This window comes from Kribbella sp. NPDC054772, assembly GCF_053611945.1.
This window is the reverse complement of the sequence record NZ_JBSHBJ010000017.1, coordinates 50854-72899: the sequence shown is the minus strand read 5'-3', so window position 1 is coordinate 72899 and position 22046 is coordinate 50854. Positions and strand designations below refer to the sequence as shown.

Annotated in this window: 21 protein-coding genes; 15 read left to right on the top strand and 6 right to left on the bottom strand. The window is 68.8% G+C overall.

From position 1 onward, the window contains the following. Window positions 1-9: 9 nt before the first annotated feature. Genes ACWGID_RS24985 through ACWGID_RS24955 form a run of 7 tightly spaced genes read left to right on the top strand, consistent with a single transcriptional unit; the run spans window position 10 to window position 6588 of the window. Complete coding sequence (locus ACWGID_RS24985; RefSeq protein WP_452200359.1) at window positions 10-975, top strand: carbohydrate ABC transporter permease; 966 nt, start codon at window positions 10-12, stop codon at window positions 973-975. Beyond that, window positions 975-1877, top strand: a complete 903-nt coding sequence (locus ACWGID_RS24980; RefSeq protein ID WP_452200357.1) for a carbohydrate ABC transporter permease — start codon at window positions 975-977, stop codon at window positions 1875-1877. Before ACWGID_RS24985 ends, ACWGID_RS24980 begins: the two co-directional genes overlap by 1 nt. Then, window positions 1877-2965, top strand: coding sequence for a Gfo/Idh/MocA family protein (locus tag ACWGID_RS24975; RefSeq protein ID WP_452200355.1), 1089 nt, complete (start codon window positions 1877-1879; stop codon window positions 2963-2965). The genes ACWGID_RS24980 and ACWGID_RS24975 overlap by 1 nt, the downstream gene beginning before the upstream one ends. Before the next feature lie 56 nt (window positions 2966-3021). Next, window positions 3022-4173 (top strand): CaiB/BaiF CoA transferase family protein, encoded by a 1152-nt coding sequence (locus ACWGID_RS24970; protein ID WP_452200353.1) that lies wholly within the window; start codon window positions 3022-3024, stop codon window positions 4171-4173. Then, window positions 4170-5300 carry an extracellular solute-binding protein gene (locus ACWGID_RS24965; protein ID WP_452200351.1) on the top strand — a complete coding sequence of 377 codons (1131 nt, stop codon included), beginning with the start codon at window positions 4170-4172 and terminating at the stop codon, window positions 5298-5300. The genes ACWGID_RS24970 and ACWGID_RS24965 overlap by 4 nt, the downstream gene beginning before the upstream one ends. Further along, entirely contained in the window at window positions 5297-5752 is a 456-nt protein-coding gene (locus tag ACWGID_RS24960) for a MaoC family dehydratase (protein WP_452200349.1), read from the top strand. The genes ACWGID_RS24965 and ACWGID_RS24960 overlap by 4 nt, the downstream gene beginning before the upstream one ends. Next, window positions 5749-6588 (top strand): amidohydrolase family protein, encoded by an 840-nt coding sequence (locus ACWGID_RS24955; protein WP_452200347.1) that lies wholly within the window; start codon window positions 5749-5751, stop codon window positions 6586-6588. The genes ACWGID_RS24960 and ACWGID_RS24955 overlap by 4 nt, the downstream gene beginning before the upstream one ends. Here the strand turns inward: ACWGID_RS24955 and ACWGID_RS24950 are convergent. Continuing rightward, window positions 6550-7428 carry a hypothetical protein gene (locus tag ACWGID_RS24950; RefSeq protein ID WP_452200345.1) on the bottom strand — a complete coding sequence of 293 codons (879 nt, stop codon included), beginning with the start codon at window positions 7426-7428 and terminating at the stop codon, window positions 6550-6552. The genes ACWGID_RS24955 and ACWGID_RS24950 overlap by 39 nt on opposite strands. Window positions 7429-7626: 198 nt before the next feature. Between ACWGID_RS24950 and lysX the strand changes: the two genes are divergently transcribed. Further along, the gene (lysX, locus tag ACWGID_RS24945) at window positions 7627-10449 is read left to right on the top strand and encodes a bifunctional lysylphosphatidylglycerol synthetase/lysine--tRNA ligase LysX (protein WP_452200509.1); all 2823 of its coding nucleotides are present in this window, start codon (window positions 7627-7629) and stop codon (window positions 10447-10449) included. A gap of 19 nt (window positions 10450-10468) precedes the next feature. After that, complete coding sequence (locus tag ACWGID_RS24940) at window positions 10469-11230, top strand: hypothetical protein (protein ID WP_452200343.1); 762 nt, start codon at window positions 10469-10471, stop codon at window positions 11228-11230. A 6-nt stretch (window positions 11231-11236) separates the two neighbouring features. Here the strand turns inward: ACWGID_RS24940 and ACWGID_RS24935 are convergent, their stop codons facing one another. Continuing rightward, complete coding sequence (locus ACWGID_RS24935; RefSeq protein ID WP_452200341.1) at window positions 11237-12223, bottom strand: NAD-dependent epimerase/dehydratase family protein; 987 nt, start codon at window positions 12221-12223, stop codon at window positions 11237-11239. 95 nt (window positions 12224-12318) lie between these two features. On the opposite strand from ACWGID_RS24935, the gene ACWGID_RS24930 reads away from it, so the two are divergent. Continuing rightward, a complete protein-coding gene (locus tag ACWGID_RS24930) occupies window positions 12319-13335 on the top strand; it encodes a hypothetical protein (RefSeq protein WP_452200339.1) in 1017 nt (338 codons plus the stop codon). Here the strand turns inward: ACWGID_RS24930 and ACWGID_RS24925 are convergent. Genes ACWGID_RS24925 through ACWGID_RS24910 form a run of 4 tightly spaced genes read right to left on the bottom strand, consistent with a single transcriptional unit; the run spans window position 13320 to window position 16906 of the window. Next, on the bottom strand, window positions 13320-14219 hold the full coding sequence (locus ACWGID_RS24925) for a pseudouridine-5'-phosphate glycosidase (RefSeq protein WP_452200337.1): 900 nt from the start codon (window positions 14217-14219) through the stop codon (window positions 13320-13322). The genes ACWGID_RS24930 and ACWGID_RS24925 overlap by 16 nt on opposite strands. Continuing rightward, window positions 14212-15069: a carbohydrate kinase family protein gene (locus ACWGID_RS24920; RefSeq protein WP_452200335.1), complete on the bottom strand. Its 858-nt coding sequence runs from the start codon at window positions 15067-15069 to the stop codon at window positions 14212-14214. The genes ACWGID_RS24925 and ACWGID_RS24920 overlap by 8 nt, the downstream gene beginning before the upstream one ends. A 26-nt stretch (window positions 15070-15095) precedes the next feature. Next, window positions 15096-16268, bottom strand: a complete 1173-nt coding sequence (locus ACWGID_RS24915; protein WP_452200333.1) for a PrsW family intramembrane metalloprotease — start codon at window positions 16266-16268, stop codon at window positions 15096-15098. Then, window positions 16265-16906, bottom strand: coding sequence for a hypothetical protein (locus ACWGID_RS24910; protein ID WP_452200331.1), 642 nt, complete (start codon window positions 16904-16906; stop codon window positions 16265-16267). Before ACWGID_RS24910 ends, ACWGID_RS24915 begins: the two co-directional genes overlap by 4 nt. A 470-nt stretch (window positions 16907-17376) precedes the next feature. On the opposite strand from ACWGID_RS24910, the gene ACWGID_RS24905 reads away from it, so the two are divergent. The 5 genes from ACWGID_RS24905 to ACWGID_RS24885 all read left to right on the top strand — a co-directional run bounded on the left by ACWGID_RS24905 (window position 17377) and on the right by ACWGID_RS24885 (window position 21945). Continuing rightward, on the top strand, window positions 17377-17766 hold the full coding sequence (locus ACWGID_RS24905; RefSeq protein WP_452200330.1) for a hypothetical protein: 390 nt from the start codon (window positions 17377-17379) through the stop codon (window positions 17764-17766). An 80-nt stretch (window positions 17767-17846) separates the two neighbouring features. Further along, on the top strand, window positions 17847-18602 hold the full coding sequence (aqpZ, locus tag ACWGID_RS24900) for an aquaporin Z (protein ID WP_452200328.1): 756 nt from the start codon (window positions 17847-17849) through the stop codon (window positions 18600-18602). 191 nt (window positions 18603-18793) lie between these two features. Then, window positions 18794-19159 carry a DUF2255 family protein gene (locus ACWGID_RS24895; protein ID WP_452200326.1) on the top strand — a complete coding sequence of 122 codons (366 nt, stop codon included), beginning with the start codon at window positions 18794-18796 and terminating at the stop codon, window positions 19157-19159. A gap of 69 nt (window positions 19160-19228) precedes the next feature. Further along, window positions 19229-21526: a CehA/McbA family metallohydrolase gene (locus ACWGID_RS24890; protein ID WP_452200324.1), complete on the top strand. Its 2298-nt coding sequence runs from the start codon at window positions 19229-19231 to the stop codon at window positions 21524-21526. Then, the gene (locus tag ACWGID_RS24885; protein WP_452200322.1) at window positions 21526-21945 is read left to right on the top strand and encodes a hypothetical protein; all 420 of its coding nucleotides are present in this window, start codon (window positions 21526-21528) and stop codon (window positions 21943-21945) included. Before ACWGID_RS24890 ends, ACWGID_RS24885 begins: the two co-directional genes overlap by 1 nt. Window positions 21946-22046: the final 101 nt, after the last annotated feature.

Below are 22046 nucleotides of genomic sequence, written 5' to 3'. Positions count from 1 at the left end.
GAGTGAGGCATGACGACCGCGCTGCTCGAAGAGCGCAGGACGAGCGCTCCGGTGCCGAAGGCCCGGCGCCGCAAGGCGAAGGTGTCCCGGCCGAGTGAGACCAGGGGAGCCTGGATCCTGCTCTCGCCGTACGTCGTCCTGTTGCTCATCGGCGGCATCGTGCCGGTGGGCTACGCGATCAAGACCGCACTGGAGAAGCCGCCGACACCGTTGGACCCGAGCACCGGGTTCGGCGGCGTCGCGAGCTTCAAGACGGTGTTCACCGACTTCCGGTTCCTCGACACGTTCCAGAACGTGTTCGCGACACTGGTGATCTGGCTGCCGATCATGATGGTCGGGATCGTCGGCCTGGCGCTGCTGATCCACGCCAGCCCGGGCCGGTTCGGTGCGGCGATGCGGTTCGTCTATTACATCCCCGGCGCGCTGGCCGGGATCGCGAACTTCGTGCTGTGGGTCTACCTGCTGAACCCCGGGCAGTCGCCGATCGAGGGATTCTGGCACGCGGTCGGGGTGGACACGATCAAGCAGGCGGTCGCGTCGCCCGGCCACCTGCCGTTCGTCCTCACCGCGATGATGTTCTTCCAGGGCGTCGGTTCCTGGATCATCGTGGTCAACGGCGGCCTGAACGGGATCCCCGACGACATCTTCGAGGCGGCCGCACTGGACGGCGCGGGAGCGTGGCAGCTCGCGTGGCACGTGAAGCTGCCGATCATCCGGCCGTGGATCGGGTACGCCGCGCTGATGAACCTCGCGTACGGCTTCCAACTGTTCCTCGAGCCCCAGCTGCTCGACCAGGTGGCGAGCAACGCGCTACCTGACCAGTGGACGCCGACGCAGTTGGGCTACGCGTTCGCGTTCAGCAACTACAACTTCCCGGCCGCGGCTGCGATGTCGCTGATCTTGCTGGTGATCACGCTCGGCATCGGGTTGCTGATCGTCTTCCGCAGCGGGCTGTTCGGCAAGGAGGACCAGTGATGCGGATCGAGAACTGGAGCGCCGGCCGGCTGGCCCGCGTGGTGTCGATGCTGTTCGTCGCCGCGATCTTCCTGCTGCCGATCGCGGGCTTCGTCGCGATGGCGTTCCGTTCCAACGACGGAGTGGAGTCGGGAAGCGGTGGACTGCTCGGTCTCGGGGACATTGCCTGGAGCAACGTCCGGTACAGCTGGTCGCAGGTCAACGGCTTCGGCCCCGATGGCGGCCTGTTCACGCGCTGGCTGACCAACTCACTGATCGTTGCCTGCGGCGGTGCGATCCTGGCCGTCATCGCGGCGCTCCCGGCCGGCTACGCGATGGCCCGCCTGCGGTTCCGCGCGCGCCGGGCGGTGCTCCTGATCACGTTGATCACGATGGTGATGCCGAACACGGTCCTGGTGATCCCGCTGTTCCTCGAGGTGAACGCGGTAGGCGCGGTCGGCCAGCTGTGGCCGGTCGCGCTGATCATGGGCTTCTTCCCGTTCGGCGTCTACCTGTCCTACATCCACTACATGACCACGATGCCGAAGGAACTGGTCGAGGCGGCTCGGCTGGACGGCCTGGGTGAGGTGTCGGTCTTCTGGTGGATCGCACTGCGGATCTCCAAGCAGGTCGTCGTACTCGTGGCGTTCTTCGCGTTCGTCGCGAACTGGACCAACTTCTTCCTGCCGCTCGCGCTGCTGTCGTCGAACCAGAACAACCAGACGGTGTCGATCGGTCTGCAGCAGCTGATCGGCGCGAGCCCGCTGTTCAACCCGACGGTCGCGGCCGGCCTGGACGTGAAGCTCTACATGCCGCAGCTCGCGCTCGCGACGTTCATCTCGATGCTCCCGTTGCTGGTGGTCTTCCTCGGTGCCCAGCGCTTCCTGATCCGCGGCGAGACGGTCGGGGCGGTGAAGGGCTGATGCTCAACGAGTTCGCCCCACACCCGGGCTACACCCTCGCGCTGCCGAAGAACCCGCGCCCGATCGTGCTCGTCGGCGCCGGTGGCATCGTCCGCGACGCCCACCTCCCGGCGTACCGCAAGGCCGGCTTCGAGGTCGCCAGCATCACCGACCTCCAGCTCGATCGCGCGCAAACTCTCGCGGAGCAGTACGACATCCTCGAGGTGTACGACGACGTCGCTGCCGCCGTGGCAGCGGCGCCCGGCAACGCGGTCTACGACATCGCCCTCCCGCCCGAGGCGCACATCGACGTACTGGAACAACTCCCCGACCGAGCCGCCGTCCTGCTCCAGAAGCCGCTGGGCAACCACCTGCCCGACGGCATCCGCACGCGGGAGGTCTGTCGCCGCAAACGCCTCGTCGCCGCGGTCAACACCCAACTCCGCTTCGCCCCGTACGTCGCGGCCGCGCGCGAATTGATTGCCGCAGGCACCATCGGCGAGCTGTACGACCTCGAGATCCGGGTCTCGGTGCGCACCCCGTGGGAGATGTTCCCGTACGTCCTGAAGCTCGACCGCCTCGAGATCAACATGCACAGCGTGCACTACCTCGATCTCGTCCGCTCGTTCCTCGGCGACCCGACCGGCGTCTCCGCGGTCACCGTGAAGCACCCGGAGAAGACGCACGCGAACAGCCGGTCCGACATCGCTCTCACGTACGGCGATCGCCCGGTGCGGGTCGTGGTCTCGACGAACCACGACCACCACTTCGGCGAGCGCTACGAGGAGAGCTACATCAAGTGGGAAGGCACCAAGGGCGCGGTACGGGCGCAGCTCGGGCTGCTGCTCGACTACCCGCGCGGCGGTGAGGACCGGCTCGAGGTCGTCACCGACGACCGGCTCGAGGAGGGCTGGCGGCCGGTGCGGTTCGAGGGCTCGTGGTTCCCGGACGCGTTCATCGGCTCGATGAGCGTCGTCCAGCGGTACCTGGAGGGCTCGTTCCCGTCGCTCCCCACCTCGGTGGAGGACGTCTTCCGGACGATGGCGGTCGTCGAGGCCGCGTACACGTCCGCCGCGAGCGGTGGCGAGCCACCGCCGTACAACGCCTGACTCTTGCCTGACTCTGTGGGAGGAAGACCTATGAGACACGCTCTGGGAACCGAATGGTGACCGAGCTGCCCCTGACCGGGGTCACCGTACTCGACTTCAGCCAGTTCCTGGCCGGGCCGGTGGCCGCGCTGCGGCTGGCCGACCTGGGCGCGCGAGTGATCAAGATCGAGCGCCCCGGCAGCGGCGACGCGGGTCGGCAGCTGGCGTTCGCGGGCCGGATGGTCGGCAGCGACAGCATGTCGTTCCACGCGATGAACCGGAACAAGGAGAGCCTGGTCGCGAACCTGAAGGATCCGGGCGATCTCGCCAGGGTCCGGGCGCTGGTCGCGGAAGCCGACGTGGTGGTCTCGAACTTCCGTCCGGGCGTGATGGAACGCCTCGGCCTCGACTACGAGACGGTCCGCCGGATCAACCCGGCCATCGTCTACGGCAGCGTCAGCGGGTACGGCGACAGCGGTCCCTTCAAGGATCGCCCCGGACAGGATCTGCTCGCCCAGTCGATCGCCGGCCTGCCCTGGCTGAACGGCTCGCGCGACGATCCGCCCGTACCCGTCGGCCTGGCCGTCGCGGACCATCTCGCCAGCTGCCACCTCGCGCAAGGCATCACGGCCCTGCTGGTACGGCGGTTCCGCACCGGCCGGGGTGGTCACGCGCAGACCAGCCTGTTGGAGGCCCTGCTCGACCTCGAGTTCGAGCTGCTGACGACGCGCCTGAACGACCCGTCGATCGAAGTACGGCGGAAGGGCAATCGCTCCGCGCACGCGTTCCTGCCGGCGCCGTACGGCATCTATCCGACCAGTGACGGGTACCTCGCCATCGCGATGAACCCGGTGCCGGTGATCGGCCGGCTGCTCGAGCTGCCGGAGGTCGCCGCGATGAGCGACCCGCAGTCGTGGTGGGACCGGCAGGAAGAGATCGAAGGGCTGCTGTCCGAGCGCCTCAGCACTCGGACGCGGGCGGAGTGGCTCGCCGTTCTCGACGCCGAGGACGTGTGGTGCGCACCTGTTCTCACGCTGGACGAGCTGGTCGAACACGACGGTTTCCGGGCGATCGCGATGACCCAGGAACTGAGTCGCGACGGCCTCGAGCTGGTCACGACGCGGAGCCCGATCAGGATCGACGGCGGGCGGCTGATCGACCCGCGCCCGGCGCCCCGGCTGGGGGAGCACGATCCCTTCGGCCCTCACGAGGTGGAGGAGATCGCATGACGACGTTACGCGGTATGACGTGGGAGCACCCGCGCGGTTACGACTGTCAGGTCGCCGCGGCGGAGGCGTACGCCCGCCGTACCGGTGTCGAGGTGCAGTGGGAGTTCCGCTCGCTCCAGGCGTTCGCGGACGAACCTCTCGCCGGTCTCGCGGCCCGGTACGACCTGCTCGTCATCGATCATCCGCACGTCCCGTTGGCGGCCGCCGAAGGGCTGCTCGCACCGCTCGACGGCGCGGGCCACGACACGGAGCTGGCGGCGCTGGCTTCCGATGCCGTGGGCAACAGTCATGCGTCGTACGCGCACGACGGCCATCAGTACGGACTCGCCACCGACTCCGCTGCCCAGGTCGCCGTCCACCGGCCGGATCTGCTGCCCGCGCCACCCACGGACTGGGACGGCGTTCTCGCCCTGGCCGGCGAGGGCAGGGTGCTCTGGCCCGCGAAACCGATCGACGCGTACTCCTCGCTGTGCACCCTCGCCGCCAACCGCGGTACGCCGGTCGCCGCCGAACCCGGACGCTTCCTCGCCGAGGACGACGCGGGCGCCGTACTCGACCTGATGCACCGCCTCGCCGAGCGCGTACCCGAGTGGTGCCTCGCGGCGAACCCGATCGAGGTCGCCGAGGCGCTGGTGAAGGACGATCGCTGGGCCTACGCCCCGCTGGCCTACGGGTACTCGAACTACTCGCGCGCAGGCTTCCGTTCCCAGCGGCTCAAGTACGTCGACATTCCCGCGGGGCCGCGTGGCGTCGCCGGGTCGCAGCTCGGCGGTGCGGGAATCGCGGTCTCGGCGTACAGCCAGGACCTCGACGCGGCGCGTGCGTACGCGCTCTGGCTGGCGTCGCCGGAGGTGCAGTCCGGGGTGTATTACGACGCAGGCGGCCAGCCCGGGTACGCCGCTTCGTGGGACGACGACCGGCTCAACAAGGACTCCTGGGATTTCTTCCGCGGGACCCGGCGCACGCTCGAAGGCGCCTGGGTGCGACCGCGGACCGCGGGCTACATGGAGTTCCAGGACGTCGCGTCGCCCTGGGTCACCCAGGCCCTGCGTGGCGAGCTGACGGACGCCGAGCTGATCCGGCGTACGAACGCACTGGCCGAGAAGTTGCTGGAGGCAACCCGATGATCGTGGTGGACCGGTACTTCGAAGACTACGCGATCGGGGAGAGCCGGACGACCGTCGGCCGCACGATCACCGAGGCCGACATCGTGCTGCACGCCGGTCAGACCGGTGACTTCTTCCCGCACCACATGGACGCGGAGTGGATGGCGACCCAGCCGGCCGGGCAGCGGATCGCGCACGGCACGCTGATCCTCTCCGTGGCGGTCGGGATGACCGCGGGCGACATCAATCCGCGAGCGATGTCGTACGGGTACGACAAGATCCGGTTCATCAAGCCGGTGTTCATCGGCGACACCATCACCGTCGGCGCGGTCATCACCGAGAAGGCAGACCACAAGCGGATGCCGGGGACGCACGGCTACGTGCACGAGCAGGTGAGCGTGACCAACCAGCGGGCGGAGACCGTGCTCGTCCTCACCCATCTGTACCTGGTCGAGAAACGAGGTCCGGCATGATCATCGACGCCCACCAGCACGTCTGGGACCTGAACCGCTCGCCGTACCAGTGGCTCGGTCCGCACGTACCGCAGTGGAACCGAACCTTCACCTTCGAGGAGCTGCGCCCAAAGCTGACCCGCAACGGTGTCGACGCCACCGTGCTGGTGCAGTCCGACGACCACGACAGCGACACCGAGCTCATGCTCGAGGTGGCCGACAAGCATCCCGAGGTCGCGGCCGTCGTCGCGTACGTCCCGCTCGACCGGCCGGACATCGCCGCGGAGCGCCTTGCCGAACTGCGCAAGGACTCGCGGGTTGTCGGCATCCGCAACCTGATCCACGACATCCCGGACCCGGACTGGATTCTGCGGCCTGAGGTGGACGAAGGGCTCGGAGTTCTCGAGCAGGCGGGCGTGACCTTCGACTACGTCGCCGTACTGCCGCGGCATCTCGAACACGTCCCCACGCTGTCGGAGCGCCATCCCGGGCTGCGAATCGTCATCGACCACCTCGCCAAGCCGCCGATCGGGGAGTCCGATCACGAGCCGTGGTGGAGCCTGATCGAGACGGCCGCACAGAATCCACTCGTGCACGCGAAGCTCTCCGGTCTGTACCCCGGTGCCGCGCCTGACACCTGGACGCCGGACGGGATCCGGCCGTTCGTGGACCGTGGCCTGGAGGTGTTCGGCCCGTCCCGTCTGATGTACGGCGGCGACTGGCCGATCTCGACTGCAGCGGGCGGCTATGACCGGGTGTTCGCCGGACTGGCCGACGTACTGTCCGATCTCTCGGCGACCGAACGTGAAGAGATCTACTCAGGCACCGCGCGTCGCTTCTACCGCATCCGGCTCTGAGAGGTCGCCGTGCCGGGACAGGCTTAGTGCGCCCGCCACCGCGAGGACGAAGCCCAGGGCCGCGACCCAACCCCAGCCCGGCCTCGGGCGGTCGCCCAGGAGCAGGAGGCCGACCAGCGCGGGGGCGACCGTCTCGCCGATCACCAGCGGCGCGGTTGCCTGCGTCACGGTGCCGCGTTGCAGGGCCGTCGAGTAGGTGAGGAGTGCGACTCCGCCGGCCAGGATGAGCGCGTAGATCGCCGGATCGCGCAGCAGGACCCCGAGATCGCTGAAGAGCGTGTCGAGCTGGACCGAGCTGGGCAGGATGCGCGCGGCGACCGCGACCGCGCCGAATTCGAGACCGGCCAGCGAGCCGAGCGCGGCGGCACCCGGTGCGCCGTTGATCCGCCCCAAGGGAATTGCCAGCAGGCCCAGCGCGACGGCTGCCACCAGGACTCCCCAGCGTTCCGCAGTGCCGACCGAGACCGTACGGTCCTCCGCCGCGGACAGCCCGATCAGGACCAGTCCGACAACCACAACGATCAACGCGAACCATTCGGGCCGGCGCAGCGGCATGTGTAAAAAGATTGCGCCGAGAACGGCGGTGACCGCGAGGAAACTCGCCACGATCGACTGCACGACGAACAACGGCAAAGTGCGCAGGGCGGCAATCGACAGCAGGAAGGCAAAAGTGTCGAAGGCGATTCCCAGCACATACCGCCAGGAGCCGAACAATCGAATGAGTAACCGCGGGTCGAGACCTTCCACGGATTGCGTACGGCGGGCCGCGACGGCCTGGAGAACCGAGCCGATCCCGTAGCAGACCGCCGCCGCGAAGGCTCCCAGCAGACCGGCGACCATGTCCCGAGGCTACGCCCGTCGCGGCCGGCGGCCCACCGTCACCGACCGTGTCGGCACGGACGGTAGGCGGTTGTTTCGGCCGTATACGTCACCAACGGTCTCCTGTACCGTCGGGATTCGGGGAGATGCGCGCCGCGCATTCGGGGTGTTTACGGGCGGGCCTGGATGAACACATCGGTGGATACTGCTGCGTTGCCAGTGGGACCGACGGCCCGGGTGCGCGCGGTCGAGGTTCGCAAACCGCTCGACGATCGCTGGCCGGACCATTTCGCGGCGGCCATGTTCGGCTTTGCGGCGTTGGTGACCGTGGTCGCGGTGGTACCGCCGTGGCGGGATTACTTCGCACGCGAGCAGGACATCGTCTCGATGCTCACGATCCCGATCGTGCCGAGCCTGGTCTATGCCGCGCTGCTGGTGGCCATGGGGGTCGCGCTGCGCCGCCGGTTGCGCGCCGCGTGGTGGCTCCTGGTGCTGTGGTGGCTCATCGTGCCGGAGATCGCCCGGATCGGTTCCCTGCTCGACGGCGGTTCGTGGGTCCAGGCCATCGGCCTCGTACTGATCGCCGCGGTCCTGGTCGTCGCGTGGCGTGCCCGTCCGCAGTTCCTGGCCAGGCGCGTGCCCGGCAGCCTGTGGCAGGCGATCGCGGTGTTCGTGGTCGGTGGCGGGCTGGTGCTCGTCGGCGGTGCCGCGCTGGTACGCCGGTTCGGCGATGCGGGCGATTTCGCGAACGCGGCGCAGTACGTCCTGGACGAGATGTTCACCGATATCGGTGTGCTGGCGCCCGATCACGCGGTGACCGCGCCGTGGTGGGTGCGCGGGCTGACCGGTCTCGCGGGCGCGGCCGTTGTGCTGCTGGCGGCGCAGCTGTTGTTCCGGGCGCCGAAGCAGAGTCGGACCCTGGACGTTGCCGACGAAGCGCGGATCCGGACGCTGCTGCGGGACTTCGGTGGCGCCGACTCGCTCGGTTACTTCGCCACCCGCCGGGACAAGTCGATCATCTGGGACTCCGGCGATCCGGCCACGGCTCAGTCGGGGGTCTCGTACCGCGCGATCGGGTCGGTCAGTCTCGCCAGCGGGAACCCGGTCGGCGACCCGGAGCACTGGCCGATGGCGATCGAGCAATGGCGCGAGCATGCTCGGTCGAAGGGGCTGTCGCTCGCGGTGATGGGTGCGGGCGAGGAAGGCGCTGCGGCGTTCGCGGAGGCTGGACTGACGGCGTACGAGATCGGTGACGAGGCCGTTCTCGATCTGCGGACGTTCTCGCTGAACAGGCCTGGTTTGAAGGCGGTCAGGCAGTCGGTCGCGCGCTTGCAGCGTCGCGGGTACACCACGGACGTCGTACGGCACTCGAGTCTGACGGCCGACGAGTTCGGGGCGCTCAGTACGGCGGCCGCGTCGTGGCGCGGGGATGGCGGGGACGAGCGCGGGTTCTCGATGGCGCTCGGGCGCCCGGAGGATCCGCTCGACGGTGAGTGCGTCTTGGTGCGTGCGCAGGACGCGGAGGGCACCCTGCGCGGATTCCTGAGCTTCGTGCCGTGGGGGCACACCGGGCTCTCGCTCGACCTGATGCGTCGGGACCCGTCGGCGGACAACGGTCTGGTGGAGTTGATGGTCGCGGCGCTCGCGGAGGAGTCCGCCACCTTCGGCATCGGCCGGGTGTCGCTCAACTTCGCGATGTTCCGCGAGGCGTTCGAGCGGGGAGCTGAGCTCGGCGCCGGCCCGGTTGCGAGGCTGTGGCGTCAGGCGCTCCTGGTGGCGAGCCGCAACTGGCAACTCGAGTCGCTGTACCGCTCGAACGCGAAGTACCTTCCGGACTGGCAGCCCCGGTTCATGTGCTTCGAGTACACCTCGGACCTGCCGCGCGTGGGGACTGCGGCGGGCAGTGCCGAGGGGTTCCTGACACGTCCGAGTCTCTCGATGCTCCGCGGCAAGCATCCGGCGGCCGCTCTGGACACCGCAGGTGCCGACCACGCAGCGGCGGTGACCGCGCTGATCCCCGCGCCACCCGACCCGCTGGCCGAGGCGCTGTCGGTCGACAACCTTCCCGAACAGGTACGCGTACGCCGGGCGAAGCTGGACCGGATCAGGGCGAGTGGCGTCGATCCGTACCCGGTGACCTACCCGCGCACGCACACGCTGGCGCAGGTCAGGGCCGAGGCCGGTGACCTTCCGCCGGGTACGTCGACAGGCCGCCGGGTCGCGGTGACCGGTCGCATCCTCCTGAAACGCGATCACGGACGGCTCGGGTTCGCGAAGCTGCGCGACGGCAGCGGGGACCTGCAACTGATGGTCGACCTGGCCGGCGTCGGCGCGGAGCAGTACGACTTCTGGCGTCATGAGATCGACCTCGGCGACCAGGTCGGTGTCACCGGTGAGGTGATCACCACCCGGCGCGGTGAGCTCTCGGTGCGAGCCGAGTCGTTGCGTTTGACAAGCAAGTCGATCCGCCCGCTGCCGGACAAGTTCAGAGGTCTGGTCGACCCGGAGGCCCGGATCCGGGCGCGGTACGTCGACCTGATCGTGCGTCCCGCCGCGCGCGACGTCGCGTACACCCGCTCGACCGTCGTACGCAGTGTCCGCGATTCCCTGCAAGACGCCGACGCCACCTGGGGCGTGGTGCTCGAAGGCATCTACGAGGAACTGTGCGAGCGCGCCACGTCGACGCCGGTCTTCTACACCGACTTCCCGAAGGACAACGCGCCGCTGACGAGGCCGCACCGAGTGGACCCACGGCTCGCCGAGAAGTGGGACCTGGTGATCTTCGCGGCCGAGCAAGGTACGGCGTACTCCGAGTTGATCGACCCGGTGGACCAGCGGGCCCGGCTGGTCGCGCAGTCCCAGCTCGCGGCAGCGGGCGATCCCGAAGCGATGCAGGTCGACGAGGACTTCCTCGAGGCCCTCGAGTACGGCATGCCGCCGACCGGCGGGATGGGGATGGGGATCGACCGGCTGGTGATGAACCTGACCGGGCTGTCGATCCGCGACACCATCCTGTTCCCGTTGGTCCGGCCCAACGGGTAGGACGTGAGGCGACGGCCGGATGATCGTGATGGATTGGTACGGCGATCTCGTCGACACCGGACGGGCGCAGGCCGCGTGGATGCTGTTCGCCTTCTTCGTCACGTTCAGCGTCACCCGGGTGATCACCCGACGGATCCGCGCCAAGCATCGGGAGGCGAAGAAGGCCGCCAACGCCGAGGACGAGGGTGGGCTGTCCGACGTCTACATCGGCGGCATCCACATCCACCATCAGGTCTGGGGAATCCTGATGGTGATGCTCTCCGGGCTGCTGTACTTCCGCTACACCCCGGGCAGGCCCTGGGCCGAGATCCTCGCCGTGATGTTCGGGGCCGGCGCGGCGCTGACGCTCGACGAGTTCGCGCTCTGGCTGTACCTCGACGACGTCTACTGGGGACCGGAAGGACGCAAGTCCATCGACGCGATCATGCTCGGGGGAGTGCTGGGTGCGGTGCTACTGATGCAGACCAGCCCGATCGGTGCAGAGCCGCATCGGACCGGGAGCGGGATCTCGAACTGGAGCTACTTCGGCGGGATCGCGTTCCACCTCGCGATGGCGGTCATCTGCTTCCTCAAGGGCAAGCTGTCCACCGGTCTGGTCGGCATCGTGGTGCCGTTCGTAGCGTTCGTCGGTGCCGTCCGGCTGGCGAAGCCGCGCTCCACCTGGGCCGTACGCCGGTACGGCGAGCGCAAACTCGAGCGGGCCCAGAAACGGTTCGGCAAGTCGTACACGCAGCGGTGGAACCGCGTCCGCGACAAGCTCGGCGGTCGGGTGTCGTCGTGATCCCGGTCAGACCGTGTAGCGGGCGATGAGGGTGTCCATCGCGGTGTCGACCGCGTGGTCGACGGTCCGCCGGGCCGGGTCCTCGTCGTACCACGCGACGATCTCGCGGGCGCCGGTCTCGAAGGGGATCGTGGCGAGGTAGTCCGGGACGACCTGGCGGAGTTTGGAGTTGTCGAAGACGGCCGAATGGGTCTTGTCGCCGAGCAGTCCGTCGCCCCACCCGGGATGGACCGCGGCGATCGCGTCCGAGGGGACGTGCACGATCTGGGCCGACGTACCGGCCGCGGCGGCGAGGGCGTTCGCGATCTGGTCCCACGTGAGGACGTCGTCGGAGGTGATCTGGAAGGCGTCGCCGAGCGTGCGGGGGTGGCCGAGCAGCGGGACGAAGCCGCGCGCGAAGTCGCGGTGGTGGGTGAGCGTCCACAGCGAGGTGCCGTCGCCGTGTACGACGACGGGCTGTCCGCGGCGCATCCGTTCGACGATCGTCCATCCGCCGTCGAACGGGACCAGGGTGCGGTCGTAGGTGTGCGAGGGCCGGACGATCGTGACCGGGAAACCCTCGTCGCGGTAGAGCGAGGTCAGCAGGTCCTCACAGGCGATCTTGTTCCGCGAGTACTCCCAGAACGGGTTCCGCAACGGCGTCGACTCGGTGATCGGCAACCGCGCCGGCGGTGTCTGGTACGCCGAGGCGGAGCTGATGAACACGTACTGGCCGACGTGTCCGCGGAGCGCATCGGTCCGAGCGCGAACCTGGTCCGGCGTGAACGCCAGCCAGTCGACGACCACGTCGAAGTCCTGCCCGGCAACGGCCGCGAACGCTGCCCGGTCGTCGAGGTCGGCGGTGATCTGCCGGGCCTCGGCAGGCAGCGGACGGACCGAGGTCTTACCCCGGTTGAGCACCGTGAGATCGAGCCCCGCTTCGATCGCCCGCCACGAGCTCGCCGAGCTGATGATGCCGGTCCCACCGAGGAAGAGAACACGCAGGGCACTCATTTGAGCCACTCTACCGAGCAGCGGGAACCGGCGCGGTGCCGTACCGTCGGGAGTGGAGAATCGTAGTACTTCGTTCCTCACGAGGGAAGCCGCCCATGCTGAGAGTTCTTCGTGTTGTGCTGGTCCTGTGCTCGGTGACGCTCGCCGGGGCGGTCGTTCCGGCCGAAGCGTCCACGACGGCCGCGTCCGATCCGGCGCGTGCCGAACTGCGGGGGATCGTCGAGAACGTCGCCGGTGCGACCGGGAAGCGGTACGGCGTGAAGGACGACGCCGGTCATGTGATGGACACCGTCAAGATCATCCAGGACTCGACCGGGGGCTACCTCGCGGTCTCGCACCATCTCGCCAGCGACGGGCACTTCCGGGTGAATCTCGCGACCTCGTCGGACCTGCTCACCTGGCACTGGGTCCGCGAACTGGCCGGCAGCAACACCGGCCCGGCCTCGCAACCGACGATCGTCCAGGCCTCGAACGGCGGATTCGTGCTCGCCTGGGAACAGGAACAGGCGGGTGGCGGCAACAACCACCTCGCCTTCCGGTACTTCGCCTCACGCGCGGACCTCCTGGCCGGCACCGTCAGCCGCTCGTACGACGCACCCCGCCGGCTCTCGTCCTGCGCGGAGGGCACCCCGAACATCTACAGCGTCACGCTGTCACCCGACATCGACCACTCGACGATCGACATCGGTGGCCACTACTGGTGGAACTGCGATCGCGACCGCCAACAGCGCGGTACCCTCACCAACTTCAACTCCTGGTCGACCGCCGCGCAGCCGAACTTCGACAACGCCCTGCTCTACTGGGGCGTCAACGGCAACATCGGCGACCGCGACAACACCACGTTCCGTGGGTACGCGTTCGGCCTGATCGAAGGCCAGTACACCAAGGGCGACTTCGGCTCGTGGCGCACCTTCGTCTACGACTACCAGACCGGCAACGCCGACCGCACCACGATCACCACCGACGGCGGCAGTACGGCGTTCGCGAACCCCACGATCACCAGCCTGAAAGCTCCCAACGGTCAGCCGGCGTTCGTGATCACCCTGTTCATCCCCGGCGAAGGCGCCGCGGCCGGCGAGTCCGGCGAACTCATTTACTACAAGACGTACTGAACCGCGATCCGGGCAGCGACGGCAGCGTTGTTCTGCGCCAGCGCGAGGTTGGCCGGGACGCTCCGCCCGTCCGTATCCTTCTCGATCCTCGCCAGCACGTACGGCGTGACAGCGGGACCCGCGACTCCAGCCTGAACGCTCGCCTCCAACGCAGCATCGAGTACGGCGTCGATCGTCGACGCCGGGATCTCGTCGGCCTCGGGAATCGGGACCGTCAACAGAACGCCGGTGTCCGGTCGCGCGCGGAAACGGAGTACGTCGCAGACCTCCCGCTCGTCCTCGACGCGGTGCGGAACCGGCAGCCCGCTGGATCGCGTGTAGAAGGCGGGGAACCAGTCGTGCTGCCAGCCGAGGACCGGGACGCCGGCGGTCTCGAGGTACTCCAGTGTTCGCGGCAGGTCGAGGAACGCCTTGGCGCCGGCGCTGACGGTGATCACCGGGTGGTTGGCGATCGCGTCCAGGTCGGCCGAGATGTCGCCGCTGAGTTCGGATCCGCGGTGCACGCCGCCGATGCCGCCAGTGGCGAACACCGAGATCCCGGCGGCGTGGGCGAGGGCGACCGTGGCCGAGACGGTGGTGACGCCGACGTCCCAGCGCTGCGCCTGCGCCACCGCCAGATCGCGCTCGGCGACCTTGCGGGTCCCTTGCAGGACACGCTTCTCCTGGTCCGGCGTGAGACCGACCTGCGGCTGCCCGTCGAGGATCGCCGCCACGGCCGGTACGGCGCCCTGCTCGACGACCGCCTGCTTGCACAGCTCGAGGGCCGCGGCGTTCGCCGGCGCGGGCAGGCCGAGGTTCGAAAAGATCGTCGACTCGAGCGCGACGACCGCACGGCCCACGGCCAGCGCTTCCGCCACCTCGTCGGACAGGTTCGGCTCAATCACTCGTGACTCCGTTCTGGTCAAGGGCGGCCCCGGGTTCGCCGAGAACCCTTCGGGCGAGGCGGTGTCCGGCGTCGACCGCCTGGACGATGGTGGCGTCGTCGAGTAGGGCGGTCAGGAAGCCCGCGGCGAACGCATCACCGGCACCGGTCGTGTCACGAACTTCGCCCACCGGCAGCACCGCGACGGTCGTCGTCAGGCCATCGCCGCGGTGAATCTCGGTCGGCTCCACGCCGTTCTTGACCACCACCGTCGTACCCGAGCCGGCGAGGTCCCGCAGCGACCCGGTGTCGGCCTCGATCCGATTCGCGAAGACGTACGTCGGCCGCAGGCTGCTGATCACGTCGCGGAACTCGGAAGGGCCGATCGCATCGATGAGGGCGACCGACGACGCGTCCACTGTGACGACGGCGCCTTCGGCGTGCGCGATCTCCGAGGCGCGCCGCAGCACGGACAGCGGCGGTCCGGTGAGCGAGTACGCCGAGAGATGGACGGCCGCCGCCCCGGTGAAGCAGTGGTCCGGTACGTCGGTCAGCTCGGCCGCGGCCGCTCGGTCTGGGTACATGGTGCGTTCTCCGGCCGCGTCCACGAGGACGACGATGGTCCCGGTCCGTCCGTGCTGCTGGACCCTCGCGTCGACACCGGCCTCGACCAGGTCTCGCACCAGCGCATCGCCGACGTGGTCGTCGCCGACGCGGCCGACGAAGCGGACCGGCGTACCGAGACTGCTGGCGAAGGCGGCGACGTTCGCCGCCGCACCGCCCCGGGTTCGCCGGATCCGCGCCGGATTGTCGGTCCCGCGTCGCGATGCGCCGGCTGACCAGACCACGACGTCTTCGACCAGGTCGCCCACACAGACGAGCGTGCGGTGCGCAGCTGTCACGGCGTACCGGTGTTCGCGTGGAGACGGAGGAGTTCCGCGCGGGCGTAGTTGACGCCGGGGGAGTCGGCTCCGTTGGCGCGGGCGATCTCATGGGCGAGGTCGCTCGCGGCCTCCATCCGATGGCGGGCCTTCCGTCGGCTGTGCAGGTGCTTGCGGTACCTCTTGCGATCCCTCCGGAGGCCGCTGACCGCGTCGAGCAGGGGCGGGTCGATCGCGCCGGTCGCCAGTTCGGGCGTGAGGAGTGCACGGATCCAGGTGCGCTCGTGGCCGGCGGCGTGACGCAGTACGTAGAAGAGTGCTGTCAGCTCGACGATCGTGATCAGGAAGGGCAGGATCCCGGCCCAGACGCCGCCGTTGCTGAGACCCGTCATGTCGTCCCAGGCGAAGTGGAACAGCATCGCCATCAGCATCGTCAGGACGCCGCGCACGATGTTGCGCTCGCCGCGTGTCCGACCGAGGACCCACATCAGACCGGCGCAGAAGATCGCGCTGAACAGGGCGTGCGAGACGATGCCGGCGGCGCCGCGGATCACGAAGACGCGCAGCGACGAGCCGAGCTGGTCGACGCCGTACAGCTGGGTGGCGCCGTTGTAGACGTAGAGCACGTCCTCGAAGACCTGGAACCCGAGCCCGATGAACGCGCCGATGATGAAGCCGTCGTAGGCACTCCGGACCAGGCGCGGCGCGAGGCCGATCAGCAGGACCAGGCCGAGCGCTTTGCCGAACTCCTCGTTGATCGGAGCGGTGAGACCGGCGGCCCAGTCGGCGGCGAACGACGTACCGCCGATCTTGGTCCAGATCGACAGCAGCGCCCCGTTGGCCGGCAGCGCGATCCAGAACGTCGCCGCGACGCCACCCCACACGAAACCGGCGGCCAGCAGCCCGGCCGGCTGCGCGGTGAAGCGGTTGTGATGACGCAGCACCAGCAGCCACGGCACCAGATAGAGACCGAACAGTATGACGCCTCCGGCCAGCGCCGGCGTGTAGAACTGCGCACCGGGACCGTAATACTTCAGCATCGTCAGCGCTCCACCGCCGACGCCGAGCACGTAGACCCAGAACGCGACGTTGTGCGGCTGCAGGAACCGGAACGGCTGCCCCCAGCCGGACTGCTCGATCGCGTCGAGCTGGGCCGTCTTCTCCTGCGTCTCCTGCGGTACGGCGGTCATCGCGCCGCTCCCGGGGTGATGCTGCGGAGCATCGCGCCGACCTGCTGCTCGTACTGCTCGAACTGCCCGGTCGCGGTGCGAACCCGGACCAGCAGCGCCGGTGCGTTGTCGACGGCCGCGCCCGAGCCGACCGCCATCTTGAACGCGACGTCCACCCCGTCGCCGTTCGGCCCGGACCCGCTCTGCGCCACACCCACCAGCCCGGAGTCGGTGGTCAACGAGCCGCGCGCCCCCATCACGCCGGGTGGATCGCCCTGCGATCGATGCACCTGATCGAGGAAGGCGGACGCGGACCCGTCGTACGTCGTACCGTCCAGCTCGATCGTCGCGCCACCGTTGGCGAGCACGATCTGCAGACTCGTCGCGGCCGCTCCGGCACCACCGACGAGCGTGCCGTGCTCGAGCTGCCAACCGACCGGCGGCACCGCCGTCGCGCCGTCACCGAGGTCGAGCACCTGCCCGGCGCGGATCTCGTGGTGCCACGGGATCGCCGCGTTCAGTCCCTGCAGACCGTAGATCAGCACCAGCGCGATCGCGAGTGCCGTGAACCCGGCCGCGAACGTCCGCCGGTCCAGTCCGAACCATCGCTGCTCGACCGGCACCCACTCACGGCGCGGCGGCTCCGTACTCACGACCATCGAGGCTCTCCTCGCTTCGATTCGTGGGCGTACCCATCACTTTAACGGAGACCGCCCCGCGCCCATGGCCCGAGAGAACGACACGCGGCTCCCCGGATGCGACTCTGTGGGGGTGGGTCCTGGGACGACAGCTGCCGCCTGGGCCGACCAGCAGGTCGCCGCGGTCCGCGACGACCCGTCCGGGCGGCTCGCGCTGATGCAGCGGTGCTACTACGGCCCGTACGGGAAAGCGCCGCAACATCTGCCGTACGGGCGGGCCGCGACGTCCGCGATGCGGTGGGAACTGCATCGCGGCTGCTGCAACCGCACTTCAGCGCAAGGCCCGGCAGCCCGTGGTGGCGCGCGGTTAACGAGCGGGTACTTCGGGACGGCTGCGAGGCGGTCGCGCTCAGCGGTGATCTGCCCGGCGCGGCCTCGTCCCGGACGGCCGGCTTCTGGTTGTCCTTCGCGCAGTACCCGACGGCGCGGACGTGGTGGCGGGCGCCCCCAGGCTCGCACTCGGCCGGGTCCGCCCGCTCGCACCGCTCCTCGGCGACCCGAGGCTCGGGATGACCGGGATCTTCCTCCAACTCTCCCGGGTCCTGCCCGACGAGTACCCGCTCCGGGACGACGCGCGCGCCTATCTCGGTCGCGAGCTGGGCTTCGGCCGGCTGCTCGACTACGGCGTGATCGTGCCGCGCCTCCAGCAGCTCTACGAGTGGTCCGCCCACGAGTTGGCCGAGCCTGGGCTGCTCGATTGCATCACCGACGGAGCCCTGACGTACGCCTGGCCGGTCGAGGACCGGGACGTCTGGCAGCCACCGCCGTCGCCTGTCCTCCGGCTGGCGCATCGGTTGCTGCCGGCGCAACGACACTGGTGAATTTCACTGACTGTCACAGATTGATGCCTTACTGTGACAGCAGTGCATCAATTCACCGGGGGGTCTCGAAGGAGGCAGTCGTGGAATCACCAAGTCCTGCGGCTCGGATCGGCGCGGAGTTCCTAGGGACGTTCTGGCTGGTCTTCGGCGGCTGTGGTGCCGCCGTGCTGGCCGGTGTCGTGCTCACCCCGGACAAGGTCCCGGTCGGCATCGGGTACCTCGGTGTCGCGCTGGCCTTCGGCCTGACCGTGCTCACCATGGCGTACGCCGTCGGCCACGTCTCCGGCGGTCACTTCAACCCGGCCGTCACCATCGGCCTCGCGGTGGCCCAGCGGATCGAGTGGAAATGGGTCCCGACGTACATCGTCACCCAGGTCGTCGCCGGCACCGCGGCCGGAGCGGTCCTGCTGGCCGTTGCCAGCGGCAAGGACGGCTTCAGTGCCACCGCCAGCGGTTTCGCCAGCAACGGGTACGGCGACCGCTCGCCGGGCGGCTACTCGCTGCTCGCCTGCGCGATCGTCGAGATCGTGCTGACCGCGTTCTTCCTGTACGTGATCCTCGGCGCCACCGACGACCGGGCACCCAAGGGTTTCGCCCCGATCGCCATCGGACTCGGGCTCACGCTGATCCACCTGGTCGGCATCCCGGTCACCAACACGTCGGTCAACCCGGCGCGGTCGCTGGGGGTCGCCTGGTTCGCCGGTAGCGACGCGCTCGGCCAGGTCTGGCTGTTCCTGATCGCCCCGATCGCCGGCGCGGCCATCGCCGGCATCAGCTACACCGCCATCACCGGCGCCCGGATCAAGGTCGACGCGGGCGTCGCCAACAACCCGTAGATCAACGCTGCCCCGCTCCGTGCCTCTTCCAAGGCACGGAGCGGGCGCGCGTACCGTCTCACCGGCTCCGCCGGGCCGTGCCTGTCGAGAGGGGTACTGGCAGGGTCTGGTATCCGCACAGACACGACGTAGCGTGAAGACATGGCCCTCAAGAACGACTCCAGCAGCACCGACCTACGGGAGCAGAAAGCATGAGCGGTTGGACCGCGGAAGAGCTGCAGTCCCTCGACCGGATCGGCGAGATCCGCGTTGCCGGCCGCCGCAAGGACGCGTCGCTGCGAACGCTCACGATCGTGTGGCACGTCGTCGTCGACGGGAATCTGTACGTCCGGTCGGTCCGCGGAGCCGAGGGCAGCTGGTACAAGGGCGTCCTCTACCACCACGAGGGCGCCATCTCCTGGAACGGTACGACGCGCGACGTCACGTACATCCCCGATTCCAGCGTCGACGATCAGATCGATACGGCCTACTTCGACAAGTACGGCAAGGGGTCGCCCTCGCGCGCGATCACCAACGCCGCGGCCCGGGCCACGACACTCCGGGTCGAGCCCCGCTAGCCGAAAACCCCGAGCCAGGCGGGGCTCGAGCAACTAGGCTCGCAAGCTGGTGCATGACGAGGAGGCCCCGTGTTCCAGCCATTACTGGCATCCGCGACCCGAGCCGTCGACAAACTCCGTGACATCGGTGAACCGCTACCCGACGACGTGATCAGTCAGCTGACCAAGCTGGCCGACGACACCCAGAGCGACTCCGTCAAATCCGCCAAGATCGAAGAACTCCTGCGCCCGTATGTCATCGTCGAGGCTCAGATCGACGAACAGGGCCTGACCACGAGTACGCCGGGCGCCGCGGCACCGCGCCTCGTCCAGCACGGCTGGCGCAGCTTCCTGGTCCGCATCGAGAACCCACATCAGCTCCTGGGCGATCTCGTCGCGCCGTCGAACCACGTGCTCGGAAACGTCGACTTCCACAGCCACTCGGCGCGGATCGCGATGCCTGACACGCTGACCGTCGTACCGCGGATCGCGAACAGCTGGCTGCAGGTGAAACTCGCCGGACCGAGGGACGTGTCCGGTCTGGACGCGGAGTACAAGGTCATCAGCTTGTACAGCCGCGACGGCGGCAACAAGAGTGGCGAGTTGACCTTGGTACTGGCGGTGGAGGAGGAGTTCGACAGCATCACCCGGCCGCCGGTGCGGAAGGCCTTCCAGCGGATGGGGTTCGAGACCCGCCCGTACGGCGCGCGGTTCGACTTCGACTGCTTGCCCGCTCACGACGTACGACTCGATGTTCGCGAGCCGGACGGCAGCAGTAGCGTCGCGGCGCTGACGATCCGGGACTCGCAGCGGCGCGCGTACCCGTCGAAGGCGATGCGGCTGGCGCCGGACATGTTCTTCCACGATCACGTCTACCGGGCGACCGGCGAGGTGATCACGCTTCCGGCCGGCCAGTACGAGATCTCCGCGCGGCGCGGACCGGAGTACCGCGAGGTTCGTGTCGAGGTCGATCTGACGGCCGAGACCGAGGCGGTCGCGATCGATCTCGATCGCTGGGCGGATCCGGCCGCGCGTGGTTACTACTCGGGCGACCCGCACATCCACGCCGGCGGCTGCTCGCACTACAACGTCCCGTCCGAGGGGGTCACGCCGGAGACGATGATCCGGCACGTCCGGGGCGAAGGCCTCTGGATGGGCAGCGTTCTCACCTGGGGACCGTGCTACTACCACCAGAAACAGTTCTTCAGCGGCGCCTCGATCAGCCCGCGCGCCGAGCTCGAGTACCCCGCGATGCAGCAGGCACAGGGGATGACCTGGGATCCGCAGGACACCGATCGGGACGGCCAGAGCCTGCTCCGGTACGACCTCGAGGTGTCGGGCTTCCCGTCCAGCCATTCCGGTCACGTCATCCTGCTCGGGCTGACCGACCAGGACTATCCCGGCACGCAGCTGATCGAGGACTGGCCGTCGTGGAACCTGCCGGTGATGCGCTGGGGACACGCGCAGAACGCACTGGTCGGGTACGCGCACTGTGGTCTCGGCCTCGCCGTCGACACCGACGAGTTGCCGAACTACGTCGTACCGAAGTTCCAGTCGATCGGGTCCAACGAGATCATCGTCGACGTGCCGCTCGGCTCGGCTGACTTCCAGTGCGGTGCCGAGTTCGATCCGGCCGCCGAGCTGAACATCTGGTACCACCTGCTGAACGTGGGTTACCGCACGCTGATGCTCGGCGAGACCGACTATCCCTGCATCTACGACGACGGTCCGGGGGTCGGGCGCACGTACGTCCGGTTGCCTGAGCCGCCGCAGGGTCCGCAGGCGCTGGAGTCGTGGCTCGGCGGGCTGAAGGACGGGGCGTCGTACTTCGGGGACGGGCGCAGTCACGTGTACGACTTCGCGGTCGACGGGGCCGTGGAGCGTGAGGTTGCCGTCGACGAGGCGGGGCCGGTCAAGGTCAGCGCGACGGTCGCGGCCTGGTTGCCCGAGGATCCGCCGGCGGCACGCGGCGTGGGGAAGCCGGTGTACTCCGCGCCGGTCGGCTGGCATCTCGAGCGGTCACGGATCGGGCAGTCCCGGAACGTGCTTGTCGAGGTACTGGTCAACGGTGTTCCGGTGGGGTCCCAGGAACTGCTTGCGGACGGCAACGAGCAGGCTGTCGAGTTCGATGTGGACCTGGAGCGTTCGTCATGGGTCGCGCTGCGGATCCTGCGCAGCGTCCACACCCAGCCGATCTTCGTCGAGATCGGCGGCCGTCCGATCCGTGCGTCCCGGCGCAGTGCGCAATGGTTGCACGACTCGGTCGACGCGCTGTGGGAGGCGAAGTCCGGCTTCATCCGCGAGACCGAACGCACAGCAGCGCGCGAGGCGTACGACGCCGCGCAGGCCACCTACTTGGTACGCCGCGACGAATGCGAGGTGGACTGATGGATCACGCGCTGAATCAGCTCCCGCACGGCGAACCGGCCGGCTGTTGCGCTCCGGTACAGACCACGGCCCCGCTCTCGGTCACGATCAACCCGGAGGCGCGGGTCAACGTCGCCCGCACCCCCAACCGGGTCGCGAGCCTGACCGCCGGCGACTGGCACACCATCGAGTTCCCGATCGTCAACACCGGCTACGTCACCGGCGTACTCGTCATCGAAGGCGACCCGGTGCCCGGCGTCGAGCTGGACCTCCCAATCCACGATCTGACGGGCGAACCCCGCCAGGAGGGACAGGTGAGGGTGCGTTTCGACGTACCAACTGTTGTCGACGTCACCCTCAACTTCCGTGCCCTAGCCGCCCTCGGCGGGCTCGCTCTGCACAGCTCCCTGCACCTCATCCTCCGCTCTGTCCCGGCGTAGGACTGGCGCGAGGGGCCCGAGCGCGAGCTGGAAAAGGTCCGGCTGGACTTCAAGTAGCGGGGATTAAACGAGGTTATGTGGGGGGACTTCGTAGTCTGGGG